Source organism: Pseudomonas sp. SBB6 (assembly GCF_024213215.1).
Taxonomy (GTDB): domain Bacteria; phylum Pseudomonadota; class Gammaproteobacteria; order Pseudomonadales; family Pseudomonadaceae; genus Aquipseudomonas; species Aquipseudomonas donghuensis.
Window position 1 is genome coordinate 232,552 of the sequence record NZ_JANAVH010000003.1, and the last position, 13,103, is coordinate 245,654.

A 13,103-nucleotide genomic window follows, 5' to 3' on the forward strand; every position below is an offset into this window, starting at 1 on the left:
TGTCCGCCTCCGTCAGGCACCGCTGAGAACCCGTCATCGCGTAGTTCGCAGCAGCGTGTTTCATAAAAGGGCAATGATTCTAACGAAAAAACCCGCGACTAGCGCGGGTTTCTTCTAAAACGGCTGGGTCAGAGCTTTTGCAGGTCGCGCTGGGCCAGTTGTGCAGCCGAGGTCCCCGGGTACTGGGTAACCACCTGCTGGAGAATGCCCTTGACCCGGTCGGTGTGACCCAGGCGGCGTTCTACATCGGCCAGTTTGTACAGCGAGTCCGGCACCTTGTTGTGCTTGGGATACAGCTGGCTGACCTTGGCGAAGGCCTGCCCTGCAGCTTGCAGGTCGCCCTTGGCCAGGTTTACTTCGCCGAGCCAGTACTGGGCATTGCCGGCGTACTGACTGTTCGGGTACTTGCGCAGGAAGGCGTTGAACGCCTGGCTGGCCTTGTCGAAATCCTTGGCTTTGATCAGGTCGAAAGCAGCATCGTAGTAGAGCTTCTCTTTCGCCGGATCACCAGGTTCGCTGCTGGCGGCAGGCGGTTGGCCGGCGGTAGCACCGGCGGCGGCGCCTGCAGCAGCACCGGCAGCGGCTTCGCCACCGGTTGGGGAATTGGTCGGAGTCGCGGCAGGTGCTACACCGCTTCCGATACGCCGATCCAGGTCCTGGTAACGCTCCAGGCTCTCCTGTTTCATGCGTGATACATCATTTTGCAGCTCTTCAATGATGCCTTGTTGACGCGCAATCTGCTCCTGCATTTGCTGCAGTTGCATGAACAGCTGGCCCTGTGCCGAGGCAGGGGCCGTAACCCCTCCCCCGGCATAGGCGCCGTTCGTACCATAACCCGCAGGTGGATAGCTGCTTGCGCCACTATAGCCTGCGTTGTCATCAACAACAGGAACCTCAGCCCAGGCCATGAGAGGCAGGGTGAGAGCCAGGACGGTTACAGCACGACGGCACGTTCGCATATCGAATTACTTACGCAGTTCGACGCGACGGTTCTGAGCCCAGGACTGCTCGTCGTTGCCGGTAGCAACTGGACGCTCTTCGCCGTAGGAAACCAGTTCCAGCTGGGCAGGAGAAACGCCTTGCAGAACCAGGTAGCGTTGAACGGCTTTCGCACGACGCTCGCCCAGAGCCATGTTGTATTCGCGAGTACCACGCTCGTCGGTGTTACCTTCCAGCACGACGCGAGCGCCGTTGCCTTTCAGGTCCTTGGCATGAACGTCCAGAGCGCGCATGGCTTCTGGCTTCAGGTCCGAGCTGTCGTATTCGAAGTAGAAGGTGGTGATTGCGCGCAGAGCAGCTTCTTCGCTCAGGCTGCCGTCAACAGCGCCAGTGTTGGCACCGTAGCCAGCGTTAGGATCGACTTGGCCTTGGCCAGCGTCATCACCGCCCTTGGAGGAGCAACCTACAGCTACGGCCATGGCCAGAGCCAGCGCAGCAAACTTACCAAACTTCAGCATTTCCATCGTGAAACTCCTAATGAACCCCAGTGTGTTAAGTAAAACGTAAAGCGCCGCGTCAGTTCAGGTAAGGGGACCAGGACGGTTCTCTGACTTCGCCTTGAGCGGTAGGAAGCGGGAGCCTCACGCGTCCATTGAGAGAGACGAGCATCAAGACTCCCCGGCCCTGCTGGCGGGTGGCGTAGATTAGCATGGTGCCGTTGGGCGCAACAGTGGGTGACTCATCAAGACTGGTCTCGGAGAGAATCTTTACACTACCGCGTTGCAAATCTTGTGCAGCCACTTTGAAGTTGGTGAAACCTTGTTGGCGATGAATCATCACCAGGGTCTTTTCATCCGCCGACAGTTTAGGGTTGGCGTTGTAGTTACCCACAAAAGTTACCCGCTCTGCACCACCGCCGGAAACATTGGTTTTGTAGATTTGTGGTTTACCGCCACGGTCGGAGGTGAAGTAGATAGTCGAGCCATCTTTACCCCAGAACGGTTCGGTATTGATACCAGGCCCTGCAGTCACGCGCGACAGCTGGCGCGAGCCCATGTTCATCACGTAGATGTCCGGGTTACCGTCCTTGGACAGCACGAACGCCAGGCGCGAACCATCCGGCGACCAGGCTGGCGCACCGTTGAGGCCTTCGAAGTTGGTGATCTGCTCACGGCGGCCGGTGTCGATGTGCTGAACGAAGATGCGCGGACGCTTCTGCTCGAACGACACGTAGGCAATACGCTTGCCGTCTGGTGCAAAGCGCGGCGACAGGATCGGCTCACGCGATTGCAGCAGGGTTACCGCCCGCGCACCGTCGTAGTCCGAACGCTGCAGGGTGTAACGGGTGTTGTTGGTCGAGAAGCGCTCGGCGGTCACGTAGAGCATGCGGGTGGAGAACGCACCCTTGATGCCGGTGAGCTTTTCGAACGACTGGTCGGCGATGTAGTGCGACATGTCGCGCAGTTGATCGACGCCGCCCGAGACGCTGCCGGTCAGCACTTGCTGCTCGGTGGCGACGTTGAACAGGGTGTACTGCACCTGCAGGCGACCGCCCGCTGGCACGATGCTGCCGACCATCACGTACTGGGCGCCCAGGGCTTTCCAGTCACGGAAGATCACTTCGCTGGCCTGGCTCGGCTGGCTGATCATGTTCTGCCGAGGGATCGGCGAGTAATAACCGGAGTTGCGCAGGTCATTACCAATGATGTCAGCCATGTCTTCAGGCAGCACGCTGCCGCCCTGCAGACCGAACGGCACGACGGCGATCGGCGTGGCGCGATCGCTGCCGCTGGTGACCAGAATGTTCTTTTCATCTGCTACGGCCAACCCTGCTGCGCAGCAGAGAACGACCAGCAGTCCTCGAAGAAGGTTAATCACAAGGCTAGATCCTCAGGTGTGAATGTCATCTTGAATGAACGATAGGGATTGAATTCGCTCGGTTTCAAGCCCTGCATTTCGGTTAAACGACCAATGTTCTTGACCGCTGCCACAGCCGAGCTGTCAAACGGACCGTCACCACTGGAGCGGGCTACGCTCACCGAGGTAATGGTGCCATCCGGCAACATGCCGATCTGCAGGACCACCGTCATGTTCTTGCGCGCAGAAGGTGGACGTGCCCAACCCTCGGCCGCACGTGCACGAATCAGATCGTCGAAGTCGCCGGCTACCTGATCACCCTGCTCGTCAGCCAGGGCTTGCTGCCGTTCGGTGGTGTCGGACAGAAGCTCGGCCAGGGCCTGGGCTTTCTTGTCTTCCGCCGCCTTGCGGGCTGCATCCTGTGCCTTCTTCTTGGCCGCATCGGCTGCAGCTTTCTTCTTGGCGTCTTCAGCGGCCTTCTTCTTCGCTTCCTCGGCCACTGCTTTCTTCTTGGCATCCTCGGCCGCCTTCTTCTTGGCGTCCTCGGCTGCTTTTTTCTTGGCGTCTTCAGCTGCCTGCTTCTTGGCCTCTTCGTCAGCCTTTTTCTTGGCTTCCTCTTCGGCCTTCTTCTTGGCGATGTCGGCCTGTTGCTTCTCGGCGGCCTTTTTCGCCTCTTCGGCTTTCTTGGCTTCGGCGGTTTTCTTCGCTTCTTCAGCCTTCTCGGCTTGTTCGGCTTTCTTCGCTTCGGCTTCGGCTCGCGCCTCTTCGGCCTTTTGAGCCGCTTCTTCTTTCTTTTGTTCCGCAGCCTTCACTGCCTGCTGCTCGACCTTCTTCTGCTCCATCTGCTCTTCTTCGGTTTGACGCGAAGCAGTCTTCTTGGCTTCACCGGCAATCTTCTGATTGGTCTGGGTGGTGGCCTGACTCTTGGATTTGAGCTGGTACAGGGTTGCCTGGACAATAGGCTTGGCCGGCGGCAGTTCCGGGGTCATGGCAAAACTGACGAACAGCATGCCGAACACCAGAACGTGCAGCGCAATGGCCCAGACGCTGGGCCAGAAATAGCTTTCCGAGGCGGATGGCTCTCGCTGTTGCATCAGGGCGCCTCGGTAATCAGGCCAACGTTACCGACACCTGCCTTCTGCAACCCGCCCATGGCACCCATGACCGCGCCGTAGTCGACGGACTTGTCGCCACGGATGAAGACCTGGGTCTGCTTGCCCTGGTCACGGCCGGCGCCGATGATCTTGGTCACGGCGTCGGTCATTTGCGGCAAGGTCATGGCCTTGTCCATCTGCTTGTCGGTGTCGACTTCGCTGCCAAGGTTCCAGTAGTAGGTCTTGTCAGCCTTGATCGAAATGGTCAGGACCTGGGTGTTGTTGTCCTGCGGCAAGGCTTCGCTGGAAACCTTGGGCAGGTCGACCTTCACGCCCTGGTTGAGCATCGGTGCGGTCACCATGAAAATCACCAGCAGTACCAGCATCACGTCGATGTATGGCACCACGTTCATTTCGGCGACCGGCTTGCGTTTGTGGCGAACTCGGGCCATGGGCTTTTACCTGATCACTCTTCGCTGGTGTGCACTTTACGGTGCAGGATGGCCTGGAACTCGTCGGCGAACGTGTAGTAGCGGCCGATCAAGACTTCACTGCGGGCAGCGAAACGGTTGTAGGCAATAACCGCAGGGATCGCGGCGAACAGGCCGATCGCGGTGGCGATCAGGGCTTCGGCGATACCCGGGGCCACGGTGGCCAGAGTCGCTTGCTGCGCCGAGGCCAGGCCGCGGAACGAGTTCATGATGCCCCAGACAGTACCGAACAGGCCGATGTACGGGCTGGTCGAACCGACGGTGGCGAGGAACGGCAGGCTCTGCTCGAGCTTCTCTTCCTCGCGGGAGATGGCTACGCGCATGGCCCGGCCAACGCCTTCCATGACCGCATCAGGGTCGACGCCCGGCTGCTGGCGCAGACGCGAGAATTCCTTGAAGCCGGCGCGGAACACCTGCTCTACGCCCGAATCCGGGTCCGGGTTGCTGCCAGCCTGACGGTACAGCTTGGACAGGTCGATACCCGACCAGAAGCGCTCTTCAAAGCTTTCCAGCGCACGACGACCGGCGCGCAGCATGGTGCTGCGCTGAAAAATCATGATCCATGACGTTACCGATGCGGCCACCAGAATCAGCATGACCAGCTGTACCACGATGCTGGCATTGCTGACCAGGCTCCACATGGAGGTATGGTCGACGACGTTAGCTTCCACGCTTAATCTCCTGCATTTGAATGAGTACCCGGATCGCCCGCCTCGGCAAAGGCCGCGCGCAGCGCTTGGGGGATGGCCCGGGGTTTGAAAGTATCGGCGCGCACACAGGCCACCAGGAACTGCCCCTCACAGAGCAGCGTTGCATCTTTTTCGCGCCATACCTGCTGCACGAAGCGCAGGCTGGCGCGGTTCAATTCAAGCACTTGCGCGGTAACCCGCAATTCGTCGTCCAACCGCGCTGGCGCGTGATAGCGCGCCTCGCTGGAGTGGACCACGAACAGCAGGTTGTCCTGCGCCAGTGCCGACTGGGCAAAGCCCAGGTCACGCAACCGCTCGGTGCGGGCACGTTCCATGAATTTCAGGTAATTGACGTAATACACCACGCCGCCGGCATCGGTATCTTCGTAATAGACACGACAACGATGTGCGAACGGCTCTAGCTCATTTTGCGCGCGCATACTCTAGTGCTAACTCCTCAGCTTGCCAATCCGCCCCGGCAACTGTTTTTCATCGATTATGTCGTATTGCCAGCGCGACTGAGGCATGCCCGCGGTTAGGACCACAGAAACGCTGGATAAATCTGTCATTCATCGGTCTGGGCAGAAAAACCCTCGCCACTGATCGATTCGCCCAGGCGGTTGGGGATGTTCAGGCCGAAATGCAGATAGGCGTGACGGGTAACCACCCGCCCCCGTGGGGTGCGCATGATGTAGCCCTGCTGGATCAGGTAGGGTTCGAGCACATCCTCGATGGTGTGGCGCTCTTCACTGATGGCCGCAGCCAAGCTGTCGACCCCGACCGGGCCGCCATCGAACTTCTCGATCATGGTCAGCAGCAGGCGCCGGTCCTGGTGATCGAAGCCGCGCTCGTCGACATCCAGCAGGTTCAGCGCCATGTCGGCGACCGGCTTGGTGATATGGCCCTTGCCGCGCACCTCGGCGTAGTCGCGCACCCGCCGCAGCAGGCGATTGGCGATCCGCGGCGTGCCACGGGCCCGGCGGGCGATCTCGAAGGCGCCTTCGTCTTCGATCGGCAAGCCGAGAATGCCACCGGAACGGCTGACGATGGTCGCCAGGTCCTCGGTGTTGTAGAACTCAAGACGCTGGACGATGCCGAAACGGTCGCGTAGCGGGTTGGTCAGCATGCCGGCCCGCGTGGTGGCGCCGACCAGGGTAAAGGGTGGCAGGTCGAGCTTGATCGAGCGCGCCGCCGGCCCCTCACCAATCATGATATCGAGCTGGAAGTCTTCCATGGCCGGGTACAGCACTTCTTCGACGATGGGCGACAGGCGATGGATTTCGTCGATGAACAGCACATCGTGAGGCTCGAGGTTGGTCAGCAAGGCGGCCAGGTCACCCGGACGCTCGAGGATCGGCCCTGACGTGCTCTTGATCGACACGCCCATTTCCTGGGCAATGATGTTGGCCAGGGTGGTCTTGCCCAGCCCCGGCGGACCGAAGATCAGGGTGTGGTCGAGGGACTCGTTGCGCCCACGGGCAGCCTCGATGAACAAGGCCATCTGCTCACGCACCACCGGCTGGCCAATGTATTCGGCCAGGCGCAAGGGGCGGATCGCCCGGTCCTGGACCTCTTCACGGTCACGTCCGGTGGCGGCTATCAGGCGGTCGGCTTCAATCACTTAGATCATTCCCTTCAGACTGCGACGAATCAGCTCTTCGCTGCTCAGACCCTTGGCATCCACCGCGGCCACGGCCTTGCTGGCTTCCTGAGGTTTGTAGCCCAGGGAAATCAGCGCGCTGACGGCATCCGCTTCGGCGCTGGAGACGCTGGCAATCGGTAGTGGACCATTGGGCACAAGGGCAAACATGGCCGGAGAGGTTTCCCAGGCCTTGAAACGATCCTTGAGCTCAACCAGCAGGCGCTCAGCGGTCTTTTTACCGACCCCCGGGACCTTGACCAGGGCCGAAGCATCCTGGGCCTGGACACAGCGTACCAGTTCGTCGACCTCCAGGCCCGACATCAATGCCAGGGCCAGTTTGGGACCCACGCCATTGAGACGGATCAGCTCGCGAAACAGCTCGCGCTCGCGCTTTTCATGAAAGCCATACAACAGATGGGCGTCCTCGCGTACTACCAGGTGGGTGTGCAAGGTCACCACTTCACCGACCTTGGGCAGGCGGTACAGGGTGGTCATCGGCACTTCGAGCTCGTAGCCCAGGCCGTTGACATCGACAATCAGGTGCGGCGGCTGCTTTTCAGCCAGGGTTCCGCGCAAACGTCCAATCACGTTCCGATCCTTCCTCATGGGCACCGGCAAACGACCGGTCAACCCTAACAGCAAATGCAATGGCCGATGGCATTGCCCGGGCAAAATGTGTTTCAGCAGATGATGCTATCAGAGCCGCAAACGCCCGCTGCGACTGCGCGCCGCCCCCAGGCCATGGGGCACCAGGCTTGAGCGGGTATGGGCGTGGCACAAGGCGATGGCCAGGGCGTCGGAGGCGTCGATCTGCGGTTTCTGCGTCAGCTTGAGCAGGTGCATGACCATCATCTGCACCTGCTCCTTGTTGGCGCCACCCGTGCCGGCAACCGCCTGCTTGACCTGGGTGGCGCTGTACTCGGCAATCTCCAGGCCTTCTTCGATGGCGGCGACGATGGCCGCACCACGGGCCTGGCCGAGCTTGAGCGCCGAATCGGCGTTGCGTGCCATGAACACCCGCTCGATGCCCATGGTCACCGGGCCGTGCTGGCGAATGATCTCGCGCACGCCACGAAACACGATCTGCAGTCGCTCCGGCAGCTCGCCCGCGCCGGTACGGATACATCCGGACGCCACATACTCGCAGCCGCGCCCAGTATGGCGCACCACGCCATAGCCGGTGATGCGCGAGCCAGGGTCGATGCCAAGAATCAGAGTCATACGTCTTTGCGCCATAGTAAAAACAGAAGCCGGACCGGCTTGCAGGTGCAATGCAACTGCAGGCAGATCCGGCCTCGGGCCGGTAGGAGCGGGCTTGCCCCGCGATTGCGCACTACCACCCAATCGCATCGCGAGGCAAGCTCGCTCCCACCTAAATGAACGACTTGAGACTAGCCGAGCTGCTCCATGACTTCGTCAGGAATTTCGGCATTGGAGTAGACGTTCTGCACGTCGTCCAGGTCTTCAAGCATGTCGATCAGCTTGAGTACCTTCTGCGCGCCGTCCAGGTCGAGTTCGGCACTGGTGGTCGGCTGCATGACGATTTCCGCGTCGGCAGCCTTGAAACCGGCCTCTTCCAGGGCGTTGCGCACGGCATAGAAGCTGTTGAACGAGGTGAAGACCTCGAACGAGCCATCTTCGTTGCTGACCACGTCGTCGGCATCGGCCTCCATCGCCGCTTCCATCAGCGCGTCTTCGTCGACGCCGGCGGCAAAGCTGATCTGGCCCTTGCGCTCGAACAGATAGGCCACCGAGCCGTCAGTCCCCAGGTTGCCGCCGCACTTGCTGAACGCATGGCGCACAGCCGCTGCGGTCCGGTTGCGGTTGTCGGTCATGGCTTCGACCATCACCGCCACGCCACCCGGGCCGTAACCTTCGTAGCTGAGCTCTTCGACGTTGTCGGCTTCGGCCGTGCCAGCACCGCGGGCAACCGCCCGGTCGATGATGTCGCGGCTCATGTTCGCCCCCAGCGCCTTGTCCAGGGCCAGGCGCAAGCGCGGGTTGGAGGCCGGGTCGCCACCGCCCTGCTTGGCGGCAACGGTCAGCTCACGAATCCACTTGGTGAAGATCTTGCCTCGCTTGGCATCCTGGCGCTCTTTGCGGTGCTTGATGTTTGCCCACTTGGAATGACCAGCCATAACGCACTCCGAATCCTTTGAAACAATGTCACGCCGCGGCCGCGCTCACACCCGGCCGAGACCTTGAATACATGCGCCTTAACGCAAAGGCGCATCCATGTGGATGCGCCCGGGGTCCGCTTACTCAGCCTTGGGCTGTTCGCGCAGGCGGATATGCAGCTCACGCAGGGCCTTGGCATCGACCAGGCCCGGGGCCTGGGTCATGACGCACGCAGCGCTCTGGGTTTTCGGGAAGGCAATCACTTCGCGAATCGACTGGGCGCCGGTCATCAGCATCACCAGACGGTCCAGGCCGAAGGCCAGGCCGCCGTGCGGCGGTGCGCCGAACTTCAGGGCGTCGAGCAGGAAGCCGAACTTCTCTTCCTGTTCAGCCGCTTCGATACCCAGCAGACGGAAGACCGCCTGTTGCATCTCTTTGCGGTGAATACGGATCGAACCGCCACCCAGCTCGGTACCGTTGAGGACCATGTCGTAGGCACGCGACAGCGCGGTGGCCGGGTTGGCCTCCAGCTCTTCGGGGCTGCATTTTGGCGCGGTGAACGGGTGATGCAGGGCGGTGAAGCTGCCGTCGTCGTTCTCTTCGAACATCGGGAAGTCAACCACCCACATCGGGGCCCACTCGCAGGTGTGCAGGTTGAAATCGTTACCGACCTTGATGCGCAGGGCGCCCAGCGCCTCGCTGACGATCTTGGCCTTGTCGGCGCCGAAGAACACGATGTCGCCATCGACCGCACCCACGCGATCAAGGATCACGTTGAGGTTGGCCTCAGGGATGTTCTTGACGATCGGCGACTGCAGGCCGTCGACACCCTTGGCGCGCTCGTTGACCTTGATGTACGCCAGGCCCTTGGCACCGTAGATGCCCACGAACTTGGTGTACTCGTCGATGCGGCTGCGCGGCATGCTCGCGCCACCCGGCACGCGCAGGGCCGCAACGCGGCTCTTCGGATCGTTGGCCGGGCCGCTGAAGACCTTGAATTCGACTTCCTTGAGCTGGTCGGCAACGTCGACCAGTTCCAGCGGGATACGCAGGTCCGGCTTGTCGGAACCGTAGCGGCGCATGGCTTCTTCAAAGGTCATGTGCGGGAATTCGCCGAATTCCAGGTCCAGGACTTCCTTGAACAGCTTGCGGATCATGCTTTCGGTCAGGCCCATGATCTCGGACTCATCGAGGAAGCTGGTCTCGATGTCGATCTGGGTGAATTCCGGCTGACGGTCGGCGCGCAGGTCTTCGTCACGGAAGCACTTGGCGATCTGGTAGTAGCGGTCGAAGCCGGCCACCATCAGCAGTTGCTTGAACAGCTGAGGCGATTGCGGCAAGGCGAAGAAGCTGCCGGCGTGGGTACGGCTTGGCACCAGGTAGTCACGCGCGCCCTCGGGGGTGGCACGGGTGAGGATCGGCGTTTCGACGTCGAGGAAGCCGTTTTCATCGAGGAAGCGGCGGATGCTGGTAGTGATCCGCGAGCGCAGGCGCAGCTTCTCGGCCATTTCCGGGCGACGCAGGTCGATGAAGCGATAGCGCAGGCGGGTTTCTTCGCCAACGTCGGAGTATTCGTTGAGCGGGAACGGCGGCGTTTCTGCTTCGTTCAGTACGGTCAGCTCGTAACCCAGCACTTCGATGGCGCCAGACGCCATGTTGGCGTTGACCGCACCCGCCGGACGCGGACGCACCTTGCCGGTGATCTGCACCACGTATTCGCTGCGCACGCGGTCGGCGGCGGCGAAGCTTGCTGCGCGATCCGGGTCGAAGACGACCTGGGCCATGCCTTCGCGATCACGGATATCGAGGAAAATCACCCCGCCGTGGTCGCGGCGACGATGGACCCATCCGCAAAGGGTAATTTCCTGACCTTCCAGGCTCTCGTTCAGTTGGCCGCAATAATGGCTGCGCATCATGATGGTGGTTTCGCTTCTCGTCATTCGTATGTTCAGTGGAGGCCCTGCAGCCCCAAAGGGCTAATAGTGCAAGACCCTGCCGGGGCAATCAACTCAGTCGGCCTTGTCGCCGCCTGCCAGGTTCTTTTTCGCACCGGTCTTGAAGTCGGTTTCGTACCAGCCCGTACCGCCCAGGCGGAACCCCGGGGCCGAGATCAGCTTCTTCAACGCAGGCTGCTCACACGCCGGACAATCGGTCAGCGGTGCGGCACTGAGCTTCTGGAGGGCTTCCATCTGGTGGTTGCAGGAAGCACATTGATAGTCGTACATGGGCATAGGCGTGTCTCGTTAACCACAGCGCAGGCTGGTTCAGGCAGTAAAGCGCGGGATTATATATGGTTAAGGAGTGCTGTGCAGCCCGGCAACCGACTAGCGTGTCACCTTCGCCCCCAACAGATAGACCACGCAGACCACGCGGATCAGCCCACTGAAATTTTTAACCCCGCCATGACGCAGGTGAACCTCACGGTCTACATACGACAGCACCGCGTTGACCGTGCACTGGTTGGCCTCGGCGATGCGCTCGAGAATGGTCCAGTAGATCTCCTCCAGGCGCAGGCAGGTGGCAAAGCCGTTCAGGCGCACCGAACGCGATAACGGCTGGGCCAGGCCCATATTGAAATCTGCCTCGAACGGATCGACGCCTTCCTTGTGCGCACCACCTGTGCGCCCTGTATGGTTCATCCATGCCGACATAGTCGTACCACGCCACTGTTTAACCGGGAAACAAACCCGCGTGCGCTGTGCACGCCGGAACATGCCCTTAATAAAGCGCCGTGCCGTCGGTCGGTGCCAGCAGACTCACTCACTCTGCCTGTAGGAAGACTCGGTAATAAACCCGGTACTTGAAACACCGGAAACTACTTCCACACGAACTAAAACGCCCGAACTCAACAACAAGTTCGGGCGTTTGCAGTGGGCTCGAGAAACGCGAAGATCACTTTCCTTCGAGCAGAGAGCGCAGCATCCAGGCGGTCTTTTCATGCACCTGCATGCGCTGGGTGAGCAGGTCGGCGGTCGGCTCGTCGCTGACCTTGTCGAGCACCGGGAAGATGCTGCGCGCCGTGCGGGTGACTGCCTCCTGGCCTTCTACCAGCTGCTTGATCATTTCGTCGGCGGCCGGCACGCCCTCCTCCTCCTTGATTGAGGAAAGCCGCGCATAGATCGAATAAGCGCCGGGCGCCGGGAAGCCGAGGGCACGAATACGCTCGGCAATTGAATCGACGGCCAGGGCCAGTTCGTTGTACTGCTCTTCAAACATCAGGTGCAAGGTACGGAACGCCGGGCCGGTGACATTCCAGTGGAAGTTGTGGGTCTTCAGATAAAGTACATAAGTATCCGACAACAGGCGCGACAAACCCTCGACGATGGACTTGCGATCTTCTTCGCTGATACCGATATCGATTGCCATGCAGTTCCCCTTTGCTTAGTGCTTGCTGATCAAGCGGGTACAAACCACTGTACCAAGAGTTTTCAGCCCCTGCAGCCTCGTGCCTGCGACACAGGGCTGCAGGCCGCGCGACACACGGTGGGCCACTGATTTGAGAAGCCCGGGGCTTTGCTGTTAAATAGGCAGCGTGCCGCCCGCGCCGATTGTCATTGCGCGGGCGCATAGGCTGACCTTTTTCACGTTTTTGCGCTTTTTGACCCGTGCGCGCCGTGAAGTCAGCTCTTCCTGTGATCCGCCTTATCAATGTGAGCCAACCAACATGTTCAAGATCGTCCACCTGTTGACGGGCGTTGCAGCTTTGCTGCTGTCCTTCATACCCAGCCTCAGAACCGAAGCCATTCCCTTCCTGCAGCAACCGGAGGCCGTTTATCTGGCACTCTTCGGCCTGCTCAACCTGGTCATTGCTCCCGTGCTTCCCCAGCATTACCGGGGCGCACGGCAACATCTGCAGCGTGCTGCCAGCGCCTTGCTGGTGCTTGCCGTGATCCTGCAGACCGTGACCCTGCTGGCCCGTCCAGAGCTCGGCAACCTGCCAGCGCTGGCCTGCGCCCTGCTGGCCAGCGCCCTGCACCTGATTGCCGGCTTTGCCAAAAACACGGCCTCACGCAGCCAGAACACCCAGTACGACATGTCCAATCGCGATACCGGTACCGTGAAGTGGTTCAACACGTCCAAGGGTTTCGGCTTTATCTCCCGCGACTCGGGCGATGACATCTTCGTTCACTTTCGCGCCATTCGCGGCGAGGGCCATCGCGTCCTGGTAGAAGGTCAACGCGTCGAGTTCTCGGTCATGAACCGTGACAAGGGCCTGCAGGCCGAAGATGTGATTGCCGCGCCACGACGCTGATCGCCAGCAACAAAAAAACCG

Annotated in this window: 16 protein-coding genes; 1 reads left to right on the top strand and 15 read right to left on the bottom strand. The window is 60.7% G+C overall.

Annotation, left to right across the window (positions count from 1 at the left end):
* Nucleotides 1-128: 128 nt before the first annotated feature.
* The 15 genes from ybgF to NLX68_RS07210 form a co-directional block, all read right to left on the bottom strand.
* Nucleotides 129-959, bottom strand: coding sequence for a tol-pal system protein YbgF (ybgF, locus tag NLX68_RS07140; protein ID WP_254283462.1), 831 nt, complete (start codon nucleotides 957-959; stop codon nucleotides 129-131).
* Between the two features lie 6 nt (nucleotides 960-965).
* Nucleotides 966-1,463 carry a peptidoglycan-associated lipoprotein Pal gene (gene pal / locus NLX68_RS07145; protein WP_010223188.1) on the bottom strand — a complete coding sequence of 166 codons (498 nt, stop codon included), beginning with the start codon at nucleotides 1,461-1,463 and terminating at the stop codon, nucleotides 966-968.
* A gap of 52 nt (nucleotides 1,464-1,515) precedes the next feature.
* Complete coding sequence (tolB, locus tag NLX68_RS07150) at nucleotides 1,516-2,796, bottom strand: Tol-Pal system beta propeller repeat protein TolB (protein WP_223253888.1); 1,281 nt, start codon at nucleotides 2,794-2,796, stop codon at nucleotides 1,516-1,518.
* A 17-nt stretch (nucleotides 2,797-2,813) separates the two neighbouring features.
* Nucleotides 2,814-3,890, bottom strand: a complete 1,077-nt coding sequence (gene tolA, locus NLX68_RS07155) for a cell envelope integrity protein TolA (RefSeq protein WP_254283463.1) — start codon at nucleotides 3,888-3,890, stop codon at nucleotides 2,814-2,816.
* Nucleotides 3,890-4,342: a protein TolR gene (gene tolR / locus NLX68_RS07160; protein ID WP_010223191.1), complete on the bottom strand. Its 453-nt coding sequence runs from the start codon at nucleotides 4,340-4,342 to the stop codon at nucleotides 3,890-3,892. Before tolR ends, tolA begins: the two co-directional genes overlap by 1 nt.
* A gap of 14 nt (nucleotides 4,343-4,356) precedes the next feature.
* Nucleotides 4,357-5,052: a protein TolQ gene (gene tolQ / locus NLX68_RS07165; protein WP_043864241.1), complete on the bottom strand. Its 696-nt coding sequence runs from the start codon at nucleotides 5,050-5,052 to the stop codon at nucleotides 4,357-4,359.
* 2 nt (nucleotides 5,053-5,054) lie between these two features.
* Nucleotides 5,055-5,510, bottom strand: a complete 456-nt coding sequence (ybgC, locus tag NLX68_RS07170) for a tol-pal system-associated acyl-CoA thioesterase (RefSeq protein ID WP_045193538.1) — start codon at nucleotides 5,508-5,510, stop codon at nucleotides 5,055-5,057.
* A gap of 125 nt (nucleotides 5,511-5,635) precedes the next feature.
* Entirely contained in the window at nucleotides 5,636-6,691 is a 1,056-nt protein-coding gene (gene ruvB / locus NLX68_RS07175) for a Holliday junction branch migration DNA helicase RuvB (RefSeq protein ID WP_010223194.1), read from the bottom strand.
* Entirely contained in the window at nucleotides 6,692-7,300 is a 609-nt protein-coding gene (gene ruvA / locus NLX68_RS07180; RefSeq protein ID WP_010223195.1) for a Holliday junction branch migration protein RuvA, read from the bottom strand.
* 108 nt (nucleotides 7,301-7,408) lie between these two features.
* Nucleotides 7,409-7,933 (bottom strand): crossover junction endodeoxyribonuclease RuvC, encoded by a 525-nt coding sequence (gene ruvC, locus NLX68_RS07185; protein WP_010223196.1) that lies wholly within the window; start codon nucleotides 7,931-7,933, stop codon nucleotides 7,409-7,411.
* Between the two features lie 170 nt (nucleotides 7,934-8,103).
* Nucleotides 8,104-8,850, bottom strand: coding sequence for a YebC/PmpR family DNA-binding transcriptional regulator (locus NLX68_RS07190; RefSeq protein WP_115088309.1), 747 nt, complete (start codon nucleotides 8,848-8,850; stop codon nucleotides 8,104-8,106).
* A 120-nt stretch (nucleotides 8,851-8,970) separates the two neighbouring features.
* Nucleotides 8,971-10,746, bottom strand: coding sequence for an aspartate--tRNA ligase (aspS, locus tag NLX68_RS07195; RefSeq protein ID WP_010223198.1), 1,776 nt, complete (start codon nucleotides 10,744-10,746; stop codon nucleotides 8,971-8,973).
* A gap of 93 nt (nucleotides 10,747-10,839) precedes the next feature.
* A complete protein-coding gene (locus NLX68_RS07200) occupies nucleotides 10,840-11,061 on the bottom strand; it encodes an FmdB family zinc ribbon protein (RefSeq protein WP_010223199.1) in 222 nt (73 codons plus the stop codon).
* Nucleotides 11,062-11,154: 93 nt separating this feature from the next.
* The gene (locus NLX68_RS07205) at nucleotides 11,155-11,481 is read right to left on the bottom strand and encodes a ribbon-helix-helix domain-containing protein (protein WP_026001328.1); all 327 of its coding nucleotides are present in this window, start codon (nucleotides 11,479-11,481) and stop codon (nucleotides 11,155-11,157) included.
* 241 nt (nucleotides 11,482-11,722) lie between these two features.
* Nucleotides 11,723-12,196, bottom strand: a complete 474-nt coding sequence (locus NLX68_RS07210) for a Dps family protein (RefSeq protein WP_010223201.1) — start codon at nucleotides 12,194-12,196, stop codon at nucleotides 11,723-11,725.
* Between the two features lie 298 nt (nucleotides 12,197-12,494).
* On the opposite strand from NLX68_RS07210, the gene NLX68_RS26450 reads away from it, so the two are divergent.
* On the top strand, nucleotides 12,495-13,082 hold the full coding sequence (locus NLX68_RS26450) for a cold-shock protein (protein ID WP_302056108.1): 588 nt from the start codon (nucleotides 12,495-12,497) through the stop codon (nucleotides 13,080-13,082).
* Nucleotides 13,083-13,103: the final 21 nt, after the last annotated feature.

Coding starts and splice junctions, on each gene's coding strand:
- NLX68_RS07190 (WP_115088309.1), bottom strand. CDS start 8,850: ATGGCTGGTCATTCCAAGTGGGCAAACATCAAGCACCGCAAAGAGCGC.
- tolR (WP_010223191.1), bottom strand. CDS start 4,342: ATGGCCCGAGTTCGCCACAAACGCAAGCCGGTCGCCGAAATGAACGTG.
- ybgF (WP_254283462.1), bottom strand. CDS start 959: ATGCGAACGTGCCGTCGTGCTGTAACCGTCCTGGCTCTCACCCTGCCT.
- NLX68_RS07210 (WP_010223201.1), bottom strand. CDS start 12,196: ATGGCAATCGATATCGGTATCAGCGAAGAAGATCGCAAGTCCATCGTC.
- tolA (WP_254283463.1), bottom strand. CDS start 3,890: ATGCAACAGCGAGAGCCATCCGCCTCGGAAAGCTATTTCTGGCCCAGC.
- ruvC (WP_010223196.1), bottom strand. CDS start 7,933: ATGACTCTGATTCTTGGCATCGACCCTGGCTCGCGCATCACCGGCTAT.
- pal (WP_010223188.1), bottom strand. CDS start 1,463: ATGGAAATGCTGAAGTTTGGTAAGTTTGCTGCGCTGGCTCTGGCCATG.
- NLX68_RS07200 (WP_010223199.1), bottom strand. CDS start 11,061: ATGCCCATGTACGACTATCAATGTGCTTCCTGCAACCACCAGATGGAA.
- ybgC (WP_045193538.1), bottom strand. CDS start 5,510: ATGCGCGCGCAAAATGAGCTAGAGCCGTTCGCACATCGTTGTCGTGTC.
- aspS (WP_010223198.1), bottom strand. CDS start 10,746: ATGATGCGCAGCCATTATTGCGGCCAACTGAACGAGAGCCTGGAAGGT.
- NLX68_RS07205 (WP_026001328.1), bottom strand. CDS start 11,481: ATGTCGGCATGGATGAACCATACAGGGCGCACAGGTGGTGCGCACAAG.
- NLX68_RS26450 (WP_302056108.1), top strand. CDS start 12,495: ATGTTCAAGATCGTCCACCTGTTGACGGGCGTTGCAGCTTTGCTGCTG.